Genomic DNA, 15,984 nt, shown 5'->3' on the forward strand with positions numbered 1-15,984 from the left:
GCGCCTGCGGGGCCTCAGGACTCGCGCGTGCGTACCGGGGCGCAGGACTGGCGCTCGACGAGCTCGGTGGGCAGCGAGACGTGCGTCTGCCCCGGGGACCGGCCCTCGACGAGGTCGATGAGCATGCGCACCGCCTGGTAGCCCATCTCCTGGATCGGCTGGGCGACCGTCGTGAGCTGCGGGACGGCGAGCGCCGACTCCGGCACGTTGTCGAAGCCGATCACGGACAGGTCCTCGGGGACGCGCAGGCCGAGGTCCTGGGCGACCTGCATCGTGCGGATGGCCGAGAGGTCGTTGGCGGCGAAGATCGCGGTCGGCGGGTCGTCGAGCGCGAGCAGCTCGCGGGCCGGCTGCTCGGCCGACTCGGGGCGGTACCCGCCGACGCGGATGAGCTGGGGGTCGATCTCGACGCCCGCGGCGACGAGCGCGTTGCGGTAGCCCTCCTCACGCAGCCGCGCCGACTCGAGGTCGAGGCGTCCGCCGAGGAAGCCGATGCGCCGGTGCCCGAGCCCGAGCAGGTGCTCGGTCGCGAGCATCGCGCCCTTGAGGTTGTCGGAGTCGACGGTCGGCATGCCCGAGCGGCCGGTGTGCGGGTCGACCGCGACGACCGGGGTGCCGTAGCGCGCGTCGACGACCGTGGGGGTCACGAGGACCGCGCCGTCGATCAGCGTCCCCGAGAGGCGCGACAGGTAGCGGCGCTCCCAGCCGACGAGCTCCTCGGCCGCGCCGCTCGCGGAGTACGCGACGATCTCGTAGCCGCTCCCCCGGATCGCGTGCGCGGCGCCCTTGAGCAGCTCGGTGCTGAACGGCTCGAAGTCGGCGACGAGAATCCCGATGACGTTCTTCTGGTGGCTGCGCAGGCTGCGCGCGACGAGGCTCGACTCGTAGCCGAGCTCGGCGATCACCGCCTGGACCCGGCTCGCCGTCTCGGCCGAGACGCCGTAGCGCTCGTTGATCACCTTCGAGACGGTCGCCACCGAGACACCGGCCTGCCGGGCGACGTCACTGATGGTGAGCCTGCGCTGGATCTCCACGGCCGACACTCTAGCGTGTGTAAAACGTTATCGAAAACGATTGCCGTGCTGCGACGGCCGCGAATCGCCGCGCGGACCCCTGGCGCCACTGCGCTGGAGCCCGGCGCACCGCGGCGCCGGCGGGTGCGGGTCTGCGGCGTCCACTAGGTTTCCCCCGAGACCCACCCGCACCGGCCCCGAGCGGCCCCGGCGCACCCCGAGTCGTTGGAGCCCTGCATGAGCGTGCCGTCCGCCCTCCCCCCGCGCGCCACCCCCGCGGACCGCCGCCCGCCCGCATGGCTCCCCCGCGCGCTCGTCATGGCCGTCGTGGCGGTGTTCCTCGCCGTGCTGACGTGGCGCGCGCTGGGCAAGCTCGGCACCGTCCTGACGATCGTCGTGATCTCGTGGTTCATCTCGCTCGCGATGGAGCCCGCGGTCAAGTGGCTCGTGCAGCACCGGCTCAAGCGCGGGCTCGCGACGGGGCTCGTCATGATCGGCTCGATCGTCGCGGTCGTCGTCGTCCTGGCCCTGTTCGGCGGGCTGTTCGTCGCCCAGCTGGTCGACCTCGTCCAGGACGTCCCGCGGCTCTACGCGGACCTCACGGCGATGCTCGACGAGAGCTTCGGGATCGCGCTGCCCGGGACCGACGAGGTGCTCGAGCGGCTCGCGAACGACTGGGGCGACGACGTCGCGTTCGGCATCCTCGGCGTCGGCGGCTCGATCGTCGGGTTCTTCTTCGTCGCGTCCGCGGTGCTCCTGGTCGTCTACTACATGGTCGCGGCCGGGCCGCGGTTCCGCGCCGCCATCTGCCGGCTGCTCGCGCCGCGCCGCCAGCGCGAGGTGCTGAACATCTGGGAGGTCTCGCAGGCGAAGGTCGCGGACTTCATCAACTCCCGGCTCGTCCTCGCGGCGCTGTCGACGGCGTTCACGTTCGTGTTCCTCACGATCGTGGACGTGCCGTACGCGCTGCCCCTCGCGGCGTTCACCGGGGTCGTCTCGCAGTTCGTCCCGACGATCGGCACGTACCTCGGCGGCATCCTCCCGGTCGCCGTCGCGTTCGCGGTCAGCCCGCTCACGGCCGTCGGGGTGCTCATCTTCATCCTCGCCTACCAGCAGGTCGAGAACCTGATCTTCGCGCCGAAGGTCTCGGCGCGGTCGCTCGAGCTCAACCCCGCGATGTCGTTCCTCGCGGTGCTGGCGTTCGGTGCGGTGTTCGGGGCGCTCGGGGCGTTCCTCGCGCTGCCGGTCGCCGCGACGATCCAGGCCGTCTCGGGGACGTACGTGCGCCGGCACGAGCTCGTCGACTCCGAGCTCCTGCGCGCCGAGCCCGGCCAGACGCTCGAGCCGAAGGACCCCGAGGCGACGCGGGCCCCGGACGACGCCGGGCACGTGGGCGCGGGTCACGCGGACGCGGCACACGGCACCGCCTCCGACCCGGGTGCCGGCCTCACGCCGGCGGAGGCCCCGGGCAGCGAGCGGACGCGCACCGAGCCGACGCGCAGCGAGCCTCAGGCGTAGAAGACCCGCTCGACGACGGCCCGGGCCCGGCGCGCGGTGCGCAGGTAGACCTCCTCGAGCTCGCCGCCGGACCCCGGCGGGAAGCCCAGGACGCGCGCGAGCCCCGCGAGGGCCTGGCGGTCGTGCGGCAGGACGTCGGCGTGCGCTCCCCCGGTGCGCCCGCTCCACAGCACGAGCGCGTCGCGCAGGCGGGAGGCGAGCTCCCAGGCGTCGGTCAGCTCACGACAGTCCGCGGGGTCGAGCAGGCCCGCGCCGGCCGCGGCGTCGAGCGCCTCGAGCGTCGCGGTCGTGCGCAGGCCCGGGACGTGGTGGGCGTGCTCGAGCTGGAGGAGCTGCGCGGTCCACTCCACGTCGGAGATCCCGCCGCGGCCGAGCTTGAGGTGCCGCGCCGGGTCGACCCCGCGCGGCAGGCGCTCGGCCTCGACGCGCGCCTTGACGCGCCGGACCTCGCGCACCGTCGCGGCGTCGAGCCCGCCGTCCGGGTAGCGCAGGGGCGCGACGAGGTCGACGAAGCGCCGCCCGAGCTCCTCGTCCCCCGCGACGGGTCGCGCGCGCAGCAGGGCCTGGCTCTCCCACGGCGAGGACCAGCGGCCGTAGTACTCCGCGTACGCGTCGAACGAGCGCGTCAGCGGCCCGTTGCGGCCCTCGGGGCGCAGGTCGGCGTCGACCTCGAGCGCGGGCTCGGGACCGACCTCGCCGAGCATCTGCCGGATGCGGGTCGCGACCGTGAGCGCGAACTGCTGCGCGCCCGTGGGGTCCGCGCCGGGCACGGGGTCGTGCACGAACAGCACGTCGGCGTCCGAGGAGTACCCCATCTCGCGCCCGCCGAGCCGGCCCATCGCGACCACGAGGAGCCGCGTCGGGTCGACGTCGAGACCGTGCTCCCGGCGCGCCTCCGCCAGCGCGACGCGCAGCGCGCCCGCGAGCACGACGTCGGCCGCCGTCGTCAGGCTCTGGGACGCGCGCGTGCTGATCACGACGCCGAGCACGTCGGCCGCGGCGGTGCGCGCGAGCTCGCGCCGGCGCAGGGCCCGCAGCGCCGTCGCCGCGGGTGCCGGCTCGTGCGCGCGCGTGAGCACCGCGTCCGCCTCGGCGGTCAGGCGCTCGTGCGTGCGGGGCTCGAGCTCGGCGTCGCCCGCGAGCCACGTCACCGACTCGGGCGAGCGCGAGAGCGCGTCGGCGACGTACCGGGACGTCGACAGCACGCGCGCGAGCCGCTGCGCCGCCGTCCCGGAGTCCCGCAGGAGCTTGAGGTACCAGTGCGTGGTGCCGAGCTCGTCGGACAGCCGGCGGAACGCGAGCAGCCCGGCGTCGGGGTCGGCGCCGTCCGCGAACCACCCGATCATGACCGGCAGCAGCTGGCGCTGGATCGCCGCGCGGCGCGAGATGCCCTCCGTCAGCGCGGCGATGTGCCGCAGCGCGCCCGCGGGGTCCTTGTAGCCGATCGCGGCGAGCCGGGCGCGCGCGGCCTCGGGGGCCAGCCGGGCCTCCTCGGTCGAGAGCTGCGCGGTCGCCGGCAGCAGCGGACGGTAGAAGAGCTCCTCGTGCAGGCGCCGGACCTCGCGGCGCACCGTCCGCCACCGCTCGTCGAGCCCCGCGGCGCCCTCCGTGCGCATCCCCACGGACCGCGCGAGGCGGCGCAGGTCGGCCTCGGCGGTGGGCATGAGGTGCGTGCGCTGGAGCCGGTGCAGCTGGATGCGGTGCTCGAGCGCGCGCAGCAGCCGGTAGCAGACCGCGAGCTGCGCGGCGTGCTCGCGCCCGACGTACCCGCCGGCGGCCAGCGCGGCGAGCGCCGTGAGGGTGTTGGGGCTGCGGATCGTCTCGTCGGCCCGCCCGTGCACGAGCTGCAGGAGCTGCACGGTGAACTCGACGTCGCGTAGCCCGCCGACCCCGAGTTTGAGCTGCCGGTCCGCCTCGGCCGCGGGCACGTGGTGCTCGACCCGGCGGCGCATGGCCTGCGAGTCCTCGACGAAGTTCTCGCGCTGCACGGCCGACCACACGAGCGGGTTGACGAGCTCGACGTACTCCCGGCCGAGCTCGGGGTCCCCGGCGAGCGGCCGGGCCTTGAGCAGCGCCTGGAACTCCCAGGTCTTGGCCCAGCGCTCGTAGTACGCGCGGTGGCTCGCGACCGTGCGGACCAGCGGCCCGTTCTTGCCCTCGGGGCGCAGGGCCGCGTCGACGGGCCAGAGCGCGGGCTCGGCCGACGCCGTCGAGCACGCGCGCGCGAGCCCGGTCGCGAGCCGCGCACCGACCGCGAGCGCCTCGTCCTCGCTGACCCCGTCGACCGGCTCGGCGACGTAGATGACGTCGACGTCGCTCACGTAGTTGAGCTCCCGTCCCCCGGCCTTGCCCATCCCGACGACCGCGAGGCGCACGCCCCGGCCGTGGTCGTCGAGGTCGGCGCGCGCGATGGCGAGCGACGCCTCGAGCGCGGCCGCGGCGAGGTCGGCGAGCGCGGCGGCGACGCCGGGGAGCCGGCTGAGCGGGTCGGTCGCGGTGAGGTCCGTCGCGGCGATCCGCAGCAGCCGGGCGCGGTAGGCGCGGCGCATCGCGTCCACGCCGGGCGAGCCGACGACGCCGGCGACCGGCACGTCCGCGGCCGGGTCGGCCCCGACGGCGTCGAGCAGCTCGGCGCGCACCTCCGCGGCGCTCACGCCCGTCCCCGGGGCGTCCTCCACGAGGAGCGCGAGGTTCCCCGGGTGCGCCGCGAGGTTGTCCGCGAGGGCCACCGACGACCCGACGACGGCGAGCAGCCGGTCCCGGCCGTCGCTGGGCGACCCGAGCAGCCCGCGCAGCACCGCGGCGTGCGCCGGGTCGGCCGACGAGACGCACGCGCCCGCGATCTTGGCGAGCGCGAGCAGCGCGTGGTCGGGGTCGGCGACCTCGGACAGCGGGCCCAGGAGCGCCTCGGGCTCGTCCGCGACGGCCGCGAGCGCGCCGTCGGCGAGCAGCCGCTCCGCGCGCGCGGCGTCGGCGAACCCGGACCGGGTCAGCCGTCCGGCCAGGGTGCTGCCGCGCCCGCCGGCGCCCAGGGTGCTCACGCCGTCACGCTACCCACGCTGCGCGCGGGACCGCGCACCGGGTCCGGCGGCTGACCCGGGCCGGGACGGGCGGCGACGCGGGGGCAGCCGTCGTGCACGAGGACCTCAGAGGACCGGCAGGAACCGCTGCAGCTCGTACGGCGTGACCTGCGAGCGGTACTCCTCCCACTCGCGGCGCTTGTTGCGCAGCACGTAGTCGAAGACGTGCTCGCCGAGGGTCTCCGCGACGAGCTCGGACTTCTCCATGACCGCGATCGCGTCGACGAGCGACGTCGGCAGCGGCTCGATGCCGAGCGCGCGGCGCTCCGCGTCGGTGAGCTCCCACACGTCGTCCTCGGCGCCCTCGGGCAGCTCGTAGCCCTCCTCGATGCCCTTGAGGCCGGCCGCGAGCATGACGGCGAACGCGAGGTACGGGTTCGTGGCGGCGTCGACCGCGCGGTACTCGATGCGGCTCGAGTTGCCCTTGCCGGGCTTGTACATCGGCACGCGCACGAGCGCCGAGCGGTTGTTGTGGCCCCAGCAGATGAAGCTCGGGGCCTCGGAGCCGCCCCAGAGCCGCTTGTAGGAGTTGACGAACTGGTTCGTCACCGCGGTGATCTCGGCGGCGTGGCGCAGCAGGCCCGCGATGAAGCTGCGGGCGACCTTCGACAGCTCGAGGTGCGCGCCGGGCTCGTGGAACGCGTTGCGGTCGCCCTCGAACAGCGACAGGTGCGTGTGCATACCCGAGCCGGGCTGGTCGGCGAGCGGCTTCGGCATGAACGACGCGAAGACGCCCTGCTCGAGCGCGACCTCCTTGACGACCGTGCGGAACGTCATGATGTTGTCGGCCGTCGTGAGCGCGTCCGCGTAGCGCAGGTCGATCTCGTTCTGGCCCGGGCCGGCCTCGTGGTGGGAGAACTCGACCGAGATGCCCATCGACTCGAGCATCGTGATCGCCGCGCGCCGGAAGTCGTGCGCCGTGCCGCGCGGGACGTGGTCGAAGTAGCCGCCCGAGTCGACGGGCACGAGCGGGACCAGCGGGTCCGCGGGCGCCTCGAACAGGTAGAACTCGACCTCGGGGTGCGTGTAGAAGGTGAACCCCTGCGCGCTGCCCTTCGCGAGCGCGCGCTTGAGGACGTTGCGCGAGTCCGCGAGCGAGGGCTCGCCGTCGGGCGTGAGGATGTCGCAGAACATGCGCGCGGTGCCGTGCCGCTCGCCGCGCCACGGGAGCACCTGGAACGTGCTCGGGTCCGGCTTGGCGATCATGTCGGCCTCGTACACGCGCGTGAGCCCCTGGATCGAGCTCCCGTCGAAGCCGATGCCCTCCGCGAAGGCGGCCTCGAGCTCGGCCGGCGCGATCGCGACCGACTTGAGGATCCCGAGCACGTCGGTGAACCAGAGTCGGATGAAGCGGATGTCCCGTTCCTCGACCGTGCGGAGCACGAACTCCTGCTGCCTGTCCATGCGGTACATCCTGCCTGATGGACGAGGCGTTCCGGCGACAGACCGCGCCGGGTGCACCCGATCGACGCGGCGCGTCCCCGGCCCGGGGTCGGCGCCGTGCACCGCGGCGGCACCCTCTAGGCTCGGCGCATGGCCCACCTGCGCATCGCCCTGGCCCAGATCGACACCTGTGTCGGCGACCTCGACGCGAACAGCGGTGCGGTGCTCGACCGGTCCCGCGAGGCCGCGGAGGCGGGCGCCGACCTCGTGGTCTTCCCCGAGATGACGATCACGGGCTACCCCATCGAGGACCTCGCGCTGCGGGCGTCGTTCCGGCGCGGCGCCGAGGCGGCGCTGCACCGGGTCGCGCGCGAGCTCGACGCCGCGGGCCTGGGGCACCTCGCGGTGCTGGTCGGCTCGGTCGGCGAGAAGACGACGCGTGAGCACGACGGCGCCCCGGCGCGCCCGACGAACCAGGCGGTGCTCCTGCAGCACGGCGCCGTGCAGACGCGCTACGACAAGCACCACCTGCCGAACTACGGCGTGTTCGACGAGTTCCGGATCTTCGCCCCCGGCGACGGCGTGTGCGTGCTCGACGTGCGCGGGCGGCGCGTCGGCGTCGTGATCTGCGAGGACATCTGGCAGGACGGCGGCCCCGTCTCGCAGATGGACGAGAACGAGGTGTCCCTGCTCGTCGTGCTCAACGGCTCGCCGTTCGAGGAGGGCAAGGGGCACGTGCGCACCGAGCTCGCCGCGCGCCGGGCCCGCGAGGTCCAGGCCCCGGTGGCGTACTGCAACATGGTCGGCGGGCAGGACGACCTCGTGTTCGACGGCGGGTCGTTCGTCGTCGGCGCGGACGGGCGGCTGCTCGCGCGGGCGCCGCAGTTCCACGAGCACCTGCTGGTGTGGGACCTCGTCGAGGACGACGAGGAGCCCGCGACCGGCGAGATCGCTCCGCCGCTGCACCCCGACCAGGAGATCTACCAGGCGCTCGTCGCCGGACTGGTCGGCTACGTCCGCAAGAACGGCTTCCGCTCGGTCGTGCTCGGGCTGTCCGGCGGCATCGACTCGGCGCTCGTCGCGGCGCTCAGCGCGGACGCGGTCGGCGGCGGGAACGTCGTCGGCGTCTCGATGCCCTCGCGGCACTCCTCCGAGCACTCGAAGGACGACGCGGCCGACCTCGCGAAGCGCATCGGCGCCGACTACCGCGTGCAGCCGATCGGCCCGATGGTCGACGCGTTCGAGGGGCAGATGCACCTCGAAGGGATCGCCGCGGAGAACCTGCAGGCGCGCGTGCGCGGCGTGATCCTCATGGGACTGTCGAACGCCGAGGGTCACCTCGTGCTCGCGACGGGCAACAAGTCCGAGCTCGCGGTGGGCTACTCGACGATCTACGGCGACGCCGTCGGCGGCTACGCCCCGCTCAAGGACGTCGACAAGTCGCGCGTCTGGGCGCTCGCGCGGTGGCGCAACGACGCCGCGATCGACGCCGGGTCGATCCCGCCGATCCCCGAGAGCTCGATCACCAAGCCGCCGTCGGCCGAGCTGCGACCGGGCCAGGTCGACCAGGACTCGCTGCCGCCGTACGACCTGCTCGACGAGGTGCTCGACGCGTACGTCGAGCACGCCGAGGGCCGCGCCGAGCTGCTCGCGCGCGGGTTCGACCCCGAGGTCGTCGACAAGGTGCTGCAGCTCGTCGACCGCGCCGAGTGGAAGCGGCGGCAGTACCCCCTCGGCCCCAAGGTCACGGCGCTCGCGTTCGGCCGCGACCGCCGGCTGCCCATCACGACGCGGTGGCGCGAGCCCTGACCGGCGCCCCGACCCCGCACTACCCCGGGGCGCACACCGGCGTGCGCCCGACCCACCCCGGACGACCAGGAGCAGCGGCGATGAGCGAGACCCCCAAGCGCGTGCGCGTGCACCACCTGCGCGAGGCGAAGGAGCGCGGGCAGAAGATCACGATGCTCACCGCGTACGACGCCCCGACCGCGCGCATCTTCGACGAGGCCGGCATCGACCTGCTGCTGGTGGGCGACTCGATCGGCAACACGATGCTGGGCCACGAGACGACGATCCCGGTCACGGTCGACGAGCTCATCCCCGCCGTGCGCGCGGTCACGCGCTCGGTGCGCCGCTCGCTCGTGGTCGCCGACCTGCCGTTCGGCTCCTACGAGGCCGGCCCGCAGCAGGCGCTCGAGACGGGCGTCCGGTTCTTCAAGGAGGCGAACGCGCACGCGGTCAAGCTCGAGGGCGGCAAGCGGTGCGCCGCGCAGATCCGGGCGCTGAGCGACGCGGGCATCCCCGTCGTCGGGCACCTGGGCTTCACGCCGCAGTCCGAGAACATGCTCGGCGGCAAGCGGGTCCAGGGCCGCGGGGACGCCGCCGCCGCGACGCTCAGCGAGGACGCGCTCGCGATCCAGGAGGCCGGCGCCGTCGCGGTCGTCCTCGAGATGGTGCCCTCGCACGTCGCGGCGCGCGTGACCGAGATCCTCGAGATCCCGACGATCGGCATCGGCGCCGGCCCCGAGTGCGACGGCCAGGTGCTCGTCTGGCTCGACATGGCCGGGATGGGCGACTGGTCGCCGCGGTTCGCCAAGCAGTACGCGCAGGTCGGCCGGCTCCTCGGGGAGGCCGCCCGCGCCTACGCCGACGACGTGCGCTCGGGCGGGTTCCCCGACGCGGCGCACTCCTTCGAGAGCTGACGGGCTCGACGGCCGCACCCCCGGCGGGTGCGGCACCGGCGGCCCCGGGCGGTCCGCGCCGGGCACGTGCGCGCCGGCTCGCCCCGTGGCTCGTCCCGGGAGCGCTGCTCGCGACGGTGCTGGCGCTGGCGCTCGCGCCGCCCGCGATCGCCGGGCGCGCGGTCGGCGCTCACCTCGTGGCGTTCCGGGTGCCCGTCGCGCTCGGCCTGCTCGCGGCCAGCGCCGCCGTGCTGCTCGTGCGCCGCGCGCGGCGCTCCCCCGCCGGTGCGGCCTCCGCGGCGGTGCTCGTGCTCGGGGCGGCCGCGCAGCTCGGCGTCCTGGGGGCCCGCGGCTGGGACGGGGACGTCACGGCCGAGCGGCGGGACGGCGACCTCGTCGTGCTCGCGTTCAACACGCTCGGCGTCGTCACGTCCGACGAGCTCGCGCCCCTCGTCCTGCAGCACGGCGCCGACGTGGTCGTCCTCCCGGAGACCGAGCCGGCCACGGCCCGGGCCACCGCGGCGGTCCTCGAGGACGCGGGGCGCCCGGTGTGGGTCTTCTCCCGGCGCACGGAAGACGACCCCGTGGCCTCCACCGCACTGCTCGTCTCGACCGACCTGGGGCGCTACGAGGTGACGTCCCAGCTGCCGACGATGCTCGGCGGGTTCCGCGCCGCCCCGGTCCCGCCCGACGCGGCGTCCGCCCGCGGCGCACGGGCCGCCGCGGTGCCGCCCCCGCGCGTCGTCGCCGCCCACCCGACGGCTCCCTTCTCGGTCGCCGCGATGGACGACTGGCTGCGGGAGTCCCGCCTCGTCGCCGGGACGTGCGACGGCGGGGGCGTGGTCGTCGCCGGCGACCTCAACGCGACGCTGGACCACCCGGGGCTGCGCGACCTCGGGACGTGCGTCGACGCGGCCGAGGCCGCGGGAGCCGCGGCGCTCGGGACGTGGCCGGCGGCGCTGCCGAGCTGGCTGTCCGCGCCCATCGACCACGTGCTCGTCGACGCGGAGGTGTGGGCGGTCGTCGGGTTCGACGTGCTCGGCGCCGTGGGCGGCAGCGACCACCGGCCCGTCGTCGCGCACCTGCGCCCGCGGTAGACCCGCGCGCGCCGCGGTCCCGGTCGGCCCGCCCAGGCCGCGGCCGCGGTCGACCTCAGGTCGGCCCGCCGCGACCAGCCGGCAGGTCGGACGTGGTCAGCGGTGGCGCTCGTCCTCCTCGTCCCACGCGCGCGTGCGCGCCTTCGCCTGGTCGAGCGCGTGCTCGGCGGCTTCGCGCGTCGGGTACGGGCCCATCCGCCCCGTCCAGTCGGAGACCTTGCCCTCCTCGACCTGGCCGGTCTCGGTGTTGTAGTAGAACTCGCGGTCCGTGCCGGTCATGGTTCCTCCGCCGGTCTCGCGGCACCTCGGGAGTGCCTTCGTGCTGCTCAGCCGCCGTTCCGCGGCACCTCTCCGTAGACTGCCACTCATGTCGACCCTGCACGCGTCGAGACCGGCGCTGGTCCCCGGGACCGTGAGCCCGCGCCGCGACGTGCCCCCCTCGATCGCCCGGCCCGAGTACGTGGGCCGCCCCGGTCCCGCGCCGCACACGGGGAGCGACGTCGTCGAGCCCGGGACGGTCGAGCGCATCCGCGTCGCCGCCCGGATCGCCGCGCAGGCGCTCGAGGAGGTCGGACGGCACGTGGCGCCCGGCGTGACCACCGACGAGCTCGACCGCATCGGCCACGAGTTCCTGCTCGACCATCACGCCTACCCGTCGACGCTCGGCTACCGCGGCTTCCCCAAGTCGCTGTGCACGTCCGTCAACGAGGTGATCTGCCACGGCATCCCCGACTCGACGGTCCTCGTCGAGGGCGACCTCGTGAACGTCGACATCACGGCGTACGTCGGCGGCGTGCACGGCGACAACAACGCGACGTTCGGCGTCGGGGAGCTCGACGAGGAGTCGGCGCTGCTCGTCGAGCGGACGCGGGAGGCGCTCGCCCGGGCGATCAAGGCGGTCGTGCCCGGTCGCGAGATCAACGTCATCGGGCGGGTCATCGAGAAGTACGCGCAGCGCTTCGGCTACGGCGTCGTGCGCGACTACACCGGCCACGGGGTCGGGGAGGCCTTCCACACCGGGCTCGTCGTGCCGCACTACGACGCCGCGCCCGCCTACGCGACCGTGATCGAGCCCGGCATGGTCTTCACGATCGAGCCGATGCTCAACCTCGGGACGCCCGACTGGGTCCTGTGGGACGACGGCTGGACCGTCGTGACCGCGGACGGCCGCCGCAGTGCACAGTTCGAGCACACCCTGCTCGTCACCGAGACCGGGACGGAGATCCTGACGCTGCCATGAGCAAGCACCATGACAAGTCGCACGACAAGGACCACGACAAGCACCGCACGGCCGGCGACGCCGGGGCCACGGCGCCGCGCGGCCAGGCCGGGACGGCGTTCGGCATCGACATCGGCGGCAGCGGCATCAAGGGCGCGCCCGTCGACCTGAGCACCGGCGAGTTCAGCGCCGACCGCGTCCGGATCCCGACGCCGCAGCCCGCGACGCCCGACGCGGTCGCACGGACGGTCGCCGAGGTCGTCGACGCGTTCCAGCTCCCGCCCGAGCTCCCCGTCGGCGTGACGTTCCCCGCGGTGATCCTGCACGGCGTCGCGCAGTCCGCCGCCAACGTCGACAAGTCGTGGATCGGCACGAACGTCGAGGAGGTCGTCGCTCAGGCGACCGGCCGCCGCGTCGTCGCGGTCAACGACGCCGACGCCGCCGGGTACGCCGAGACCGTCTACGGCGCGGCGCACGGCCAGAAGGGCGTCGTGCTCGTCGTGACGCTCGGCACCGGTATCGGCTCGGCGCTCATCGTCGACGGGCACCTCGTGCCGAACACCGAGCTCGGGCACCTCGAGATCGACGGGCACGACGCCGAGTTACGTGCGGCGGACAGCGCGCGCGAGCGCGAGGACCTCGACTACGCGCAGTGGTCGGCGCGCCTGCAGCGCTACTTCCGCGTCGTCGAGGACCTGTTCTGGCCCGACCTGATCGTGGTCGGCGGCGGCGTGAGCAAGCACCACGCGAAGTTCCTGCCGCTGCTCGACCTGCGCACCCGCATCGTGCCGGCCGAGCTGCGCAACGCCGCCGGGATCGTCGGCGCGGCGGCCCTCGCGGCCCAGGCCCAGCGCTGACGACGGCGGTGACACCCCCGGCGCGGCTCACGCGGGTCGCGCCGGGCGTGCACATCGCCACCGCGGAGATCTGGACGACGCTCAGCACGGTCGTCGACGGGCCCGACGGGACGTGCCTCGTCGTCGACCCCGCGATCACGCCGGCCGAGGTCGACGCGCTCGCCGACGCGCTCGACGCGACGGGCCGGAGCGTCGTCGCGGGGTTCTCGACGCACCCGCACTGGGACCACGTCCTGTGGTCCCCCCGCTGGCCCGGCGCGCCGCGGTGGGCGACCCGGACGGCGGTCGACGCGCTGCACCGCACGCGGGCGTCGGACCTCGTGAAGGCCGACGACGCCGCGCCGGGCCACGACCCCGACCTGTTCGGGGTGCTGACCGCGCTCGACGCGGACGCGCCGACCGTCCCCTGGAACGGCCCACCCGTGCGGGTGCTTCCCCACCGCGCACACTGCCCGGGGCACGCGGCGCTCGTGCTGCCCGACGCCGGCGTGCTGCTCGCGGGCGACATGCTCTCCGACCTCGAGATCCCGCTGCTCGACGTCGACGCCACGGACCCCGTCGGGGACTACGTCGCGGCGCTCGACCTGCTCGAGGAGGCCGCCGAGGCCGACGGCGTCCGGGTGCTCGTCCCGGGCCACGGGCACATCGGGGACCGCGCCGAGCTCGCACGCCGGCTGGCCGCGGACCGGGCGTACCTCGACGCGCTGGTCCGCGGGCGCGAGCCCGACGACGCCCGGCTCGGCACGCCGTGGCTCGCGCAGGAGCACGAGCGGCACGTCGAGCGGCTGCGCCGCGGGGGCGGCTGAGGAGGGCGCCAACCGCCCAGGGCCGGGTGTCGTCGGCGTGGTCGCCACCCCGGACCGGCCGAGCGTGCGCCGACGCCCGGTGGTCGTGTCGCCACGCAGGCTCGCGCGGTCTAGCGTCGGCCCATGGGACTGGTCGTCGACACCCTGTCGGTGGACTGCGCGGCGCCGCGCAGGCTCGCGGAGTGGTGGGCTCAGGTGCTGGGGTGGCAGGTGCTCCAGGACGAGGACCCGGACGACGACGAAGTCGCGATCGGCGACCCGTCGGCGTCGCCGCTGACGCTCCTGTTCCTCCAGGTCCCCGAGGCGAAGACGACCAAGAACCGCCTGCACCTCGACCTACGCCCGCCGGACGGCTCCGACCAGCAGACGGAGCTCGGTCGCCTGCTCGGGCTCGGTGCCCGGCGGGTCGACGTCGGGCAGGAGGCGAGCGTGAGCTGGCTCGTGCTCGCCGACCCCGAGGGCAACGAGTTCTGTCTCCTGCAGTCCACACCGAGCGAGCTCGCTGCGGAGGCGGCCGGGCGGAGCGCCGGCTGACGCGACCGGAGCGGATGAGCTGGCCGGTACGCCGGGTTCTGTGCCCGCGCGCGGTTGCCCCCGCGCGGGTGACGGCCATCCATCTACGACGTACGTTGCCGCACGCCTCCAGCGGCCTACCCGGGAGCTCGGGCGGGCAGCCCTCGGACGCTCCCTGTCTGGCCTTGCTCCGGGTGGGGTTTACCTAGCCGCACCGGTCACCCGGCACGCTGGTGGTCTCTTACACCACCCTTTCACCCTTACCCCGCCTGCCCCGGAGGGCGGGCGTGGCGGTCTTCTCTCTGTGGCACTGTCCCGCGGGTCGCCCCGGGTGGGTGTTACCCACCACCCTGCCCTGTGGAGCCCGGACGTTCCTCGGCGAGCCCGAGGGCTCGACGCGGCCGTCTGGCCAGCTCATCCGGGACCAGCCTAGTGCGCCGCCGGGCCGCTCGGGGCACCGCGGTGGCGACCCGTACGCCGTGGACGGAGACGCCGGGCTCCGGGCTCCCGCGCGCCGCCGTGTCGCGGGTCCGCGGACCCGTCGCCCGGGTCAGACGTCGACGCGGTACCCGAGCGTGAGCTCGTCGCCCGCCACACCGCGGATGCCCCAGCTCGCCGGCGGGCTCTCGAGGATCACGACCTCGAGGTCCTCGGCCGCGAGGCCCAGCGCGGGCGCGACGTCCTCGAAGAACGCGGCGATGAGCGCGCGGCGGGCGGCAGGGCTGCGCCCGGTGAAGCACACGATCTCGATCACGAGGTACTCCGGCGAGCGTGGGGCGACCAGGTCCTCGGCGTCGAGCAGCAGGAACCGGTGGAAGCGCTTGTCCTCGGGCAGCTGCCACGCCCCGACGAGCGCCGCGTGCACCGCGTCGGACAGCTCGCGCCGCCGGGGAGCCCAGACATCCCGCCGTCCGTAGATCTTGACCTGCGCCATGCCCACCTCCGGGTCGCGGCCGCGGCGTCGTCGACCGCGGTGCGGGCAGCCTAGAGTCTTCGGGTGCTCGTGCTCCTGCCGCCCTCGGAGGGCAAGACCGCGCCGGCGCGCGGCCCCGCCCTCGACCTCGACGCCCTGACGTCGCCCGACCTCGGGCCGGTGCGCCGCACGGTGCTCGACGCGCTCGTCGAGGCGAGCGCCCGCCCGGACGCGGTGGCCGTCCTCGGCGCCGGCGCCTCGCTCGCCGGAGAGGTCGCACGCAACACGACGCTGCGCGAGGCGCCGACCGCGCGCGCCTCCCGCGTCTACACCGGCGTCCTGTACGCCGCCGCAGGGCTCGACGACCTGCCGCGCCGCGCCCGCGAGCGGTCGGCGCGGGCCGTCCGCACCGTCTCCGCGCTCTGGGGGCTGGTGTCCCCCGCCGACCGGATCCCGGCGTACCGCCTCTCGATGGGCACGGACCTCCCGGGCGTCGGCCCGCTCGCCTCGGCGTGGCGGGACCCGCTCGCCGCCGCGCTCGACGACACCGCCCGCGGGGAGCTCGTCGTGGACTGCCGATCGGCGGCGTACCTCGCGGCGTGGCGCCCGCCCACCGGCGCCGACTGGGTCCAGGTACGCGTGCTGCGCGAGCTCGACGGCGTGCGCTCCGTGGTGTCCCACAACGCGAAGCACACGCGCGGCGTGCTCACCCGCCACCTGCTCGTGCGCCCCGGGCGTGAGCCGCGCACCGCCGAGCAGCTCACCGCGGCGGCCGCCGAGCTCCTGGCCGACGGGACGCTGCTCGACGTGGAGCTCGGCGCGCGCCCGCGCACCGGCGCCCGGGTGCTCTCGCTCGTCGTGCGCTGACCGCACCTCCGCCCGAACGCCCGCACCCGGCGCGCCG

Annotated in this window: 14 protein-coding genes and 1 other RNA gene; 9 read left to right on the forward strand and 6 right to left on the reverse strand. The window is 75.0% G+C overall.

What is annotated here, in order from left to right; genetic code table 11:
• Nucleotides 1-14: 14 nt before the first annotated feature.
• A complete protein-coding gene (locus CCE01nite_RS15590) occupies nt 15-1,028 on the reverse strand; it encodes a LacI family DNA-binding transcriptional regulator (protein WP_211254564.1) in 1,014 nt (337 codons plus the stop codon).
• A 222-nt stretch (nt 1,029-1,250) separates the two neighbouring features.
• Here CCE01nite_RS15590 and CCE01nite_RS15595 point away from each other — a divergent pair, with 222 nt between their 5' ends.
• Nucleotides 1,251-2,531: an AI-2E family transporter gene (locus CCE01nite_RS15595; RefSeq protein ID WP_052104207.1), complete on the forward strand. Its 1,281-nt coding sequence runs from the start codon at nt 1,251-1,253 to the stop codon at nt 2,529-2,531.
• On the opposite strand, the gene CCE01nite_RS15600 is transcribed toward CCE01nite_RS15595, so the two are convergent.
• Nucleotides 2,522-5,572, reverse strand: coding sequence for a bifunctional [glutamine synthetase] adenylyltransferase/[glutamine synthetase]-adenylyl-L-tyrosine phosphorylase (locus CCE01nite_RS15600; protein ID WP_034631120.1), 3,051 nt, complete (start codon nt 5,570-5,572; stop codon nt 2,522-2,524). The genes CCE01nite_RS15595 and CCE01nite_RS15600 overlap by 10 nt on opposite strands.
• A gap of 105 nt (nt 5,573-5,677) precedes the next feature.
• Nucleotides 5,678-7,015, reverse strand: a complete 1,338-nt coding sequence (gene glnA, locus CCE01nite_RS15605) for a type I glutamate--ammonia ligase (RefSeq protein ID WP_034631121.1) — start codon at nt 7,013-7,015, stop codon at nt 5,678-5,680.
• Between the two features lie 129 nt (nt 7,016-7,144).
• Between glnA and CCE01nite_RS15610 the strand changes: the two genes are divergently transcribed.
• From CCE01nite_RS15610 to CCE01nite_RS15620, 3 genes are all read left to right on the forward strand, one after another.
• The gene (locus CCE01nite_RS15610) at nt 7,145-8,803 is read left to right on the forward strand and encodes an NAD+ synthase (RefSeq protein ID WP_034631126.1); all 1,659 of its coding nucleotides are present in this window, start codon (nt 7,145-7,147) and stop codon (nt 8,801-8,803) included.
• An 80-nt stretch (nt 8,804-8,883) separates the two neighbouring features.
• Nucleotides 8,884-9,696 carry a 3-methyl-2-oxobutanoate hydroxymethyltransferase gene (gene panB / locus CCE01nite_RS15615; RefSeq protein ID WP_034631132.1) on the forward strand — a complete coding sequence of 271 codons (813 nt, stop codon included), beginning with the start codon at nt 8,884-8,886 and terminating at the stop codon, nt 9,694-9,696.
• A 116-nt stretch (nt 9,697-9,812) separates the two neighbouring features.
• Entirely contained in the window at nt 9,813-10,772 is a 960-nt protein-coding gene (locus CCE01nite_RS15620) for an endonuclease/exonuclease/phosphatase family protein (protein WP_141372660.1), read from the forward strand.
• Nucleotides 10,773-10,868: 96 nt separating this feature from the next.
• On the opposite strand, the gene CCE01nite_RS15625 is transcribed toward CCE01nite_RS15620, so the two are convergent.
• Nucleotides 10,869-11,051 (reverse strand): hypothetical protein, encoded by a 183-nt coding sequence (locus CCE01nite_RS15625; protein WP_034625081.1) that lies wholly within the window; start codon nt 11,049-11,051, stop codon nt 10,869-10,871.
• 88 nt (nt 11,052-11,139) lie between these two features.
• On the opposite strand from CCE01nite_RS15625, the gene map reads away from it, so the two are divergent.
• The 4 genes from map (at nt 11,140) to CCE01nite_RS15645 (ending at nt 14,188) form a co-directional block, all read left to right on the forward strand.
• Nucleotides 11,140-12,012, forward strand: a complete 873-nt coding sequence (gene map / locus CCE01nite_RS15630) for a type I methionyl aminopeptidase (RefSeq protein ID WP_034625083.1) — start codon at nt 11,140-11,142, stop codon at nt 12,010-12,012.
• A complete protein-coding gene (gene ppgK / locus CCE01nite_RS15635) occupies nt 12,009-12,848 on the forward strand; it encodes a polyphosphate--glucose phosphotransferase (protein WP_084142450.1) in 840 nt (279 codons plus the stop codon). The genes map and ppgK overlap by 4 nt, the downstream gene beginning before the upstream one ends.
• Nucleotides 12,849-12,856: 8 nt before the next feature.
• Nucleotides 12,857-13,654 (forward strand): MBL fold metallo-hydrolase, encoded by a 798-nt coding sequence (locus CCE01nite_RS15640; RefSeq protein ID WP_034625085.1) that lies wholly within the window; start codon nt 12,857-12,859, stop codon nt 13,652-13,654.
• Nucleotides 13,655-13,777: 123 nt separating this feature from the next.
• A complete protein-coding gene (locus tag CCE01nite_RS15645; RefSeq protein WP_034625089.1) occupies nt 13,778-14,188 on the forward strand; it encodes a VOC family protein in 411 nt (136 codons plus the stop codon).
• A gap of 11 nt (nt 14,189-14,199) precedes the next feature.
• On the opposite strand, the gene rnpB is transcribed toward CCE01nite_RS15645, so the two are convergent.
• Nucleotides 14,200-14,584, reverse strand: an RNA gene (gene rnpB / locus CCE01nite_RS15650) — RNase P RNA component class A.
• Between the two features lie 133 nt (nt 14,585-14,717).
• Complete coding sequence (locus CCE01nite_RS15655) at nt 14,718-15,101, reverse strand: tautomerase family protein (protein WP_034625093.1); 384 nt, start codon at nt 15,099-15,101, stop codon at nt 14,718-14,720.
• A 63-nt stretch (nt 15,102-15,164) separates the two neighbouring features.
• Here CCE01nite_RS15655 and CCE01nite_RS15660 point away from each other — a divergent pair, with 63 nt between their 5' ends.
• Entirely contained in the window at nt 15,165-15,947 is a 783-nt protein-coding gene (locus CCE01nite_RS15660) for a YaaA family protein (RefSeq protein WP_034625097.1), read from the forward strand.
• Nucleotides 15,948-15,984: the final 37 nt, after the last annotated feature.

The organism is Cellulomonas cellasea (genome assembly GCF_006538745.1).
Lineage (GTDB): Bacteria > Actinomycetota > Actinomycetes > Actinomycetales > Cellulomonadaceae > Cellulomonas_A > Cellulomonas_A cellasea.

Bases quoted from the DNA above. Each gene is read 5' to 3' on its own strand.
- CCE01nite_RS15595 (WP_052104207.1), top strand. From the start codon at position 1,251: ATGAGCGTGCCGTCCGCCCTCCCCCCGCGCGCCACCCCCGCGGACCGC.
- glnA (WP_034631121.1), bottom strand. From the start codon at position 7,015: ATGGACAGGCAGCAGGAGTTCGTGCTCCGCACGGTCGAGGAACGGGAC.
- CCE01nite_RS15610 (WP_034631126.1), top strand. From the start codon at position 7,145: ATGGCCCACCTGCGCATCGCCCTGGCCCAGATCGACACCTGTGTCGGC.
- panB (WP_034631132.1), top strand. From the start codon at position 8,884: ATGAGCGAGACCCCCAAGCGCGTGCGCGTGCACCACCTGCGCGAGGCG.
- CCE01nite_RS15625 (WP_034625081.1), bottom strand. From the start codon at position 11,051: ATGACCGGCACGGACCGCGAGTTCTACTACAACACCGAGACCGGCCAG.
- map (WP_034625083.1), top strand. From the start codon at position 11,140: ATGTCGACCCTGCACGCGTCGAGACCGGCGCTGGTCCCCGGGACCGTG.
- ppgK (WP_084142450.1), top strand. From the start codon at position 12,009: ATGAGCAAGCACCATGACAAGTCGCACGACAAGGACCACGACAAGCAC.
- CCE01nite_RS15645 (WP_034625089.1), top strand. From the start codon at position 13,778: ATGGGACTGGTCGTCGACACCCTGTCGGTGGACTGCGCGGCGCCGCGC.
- CCE01nite_RS15655 (WP_034625093.1), bottom strand. From the start codon at position 15,101: ATGGCGCAGGTCAAGATCTACGGACGGCGGGATGTCTGGGCTCCCCGG.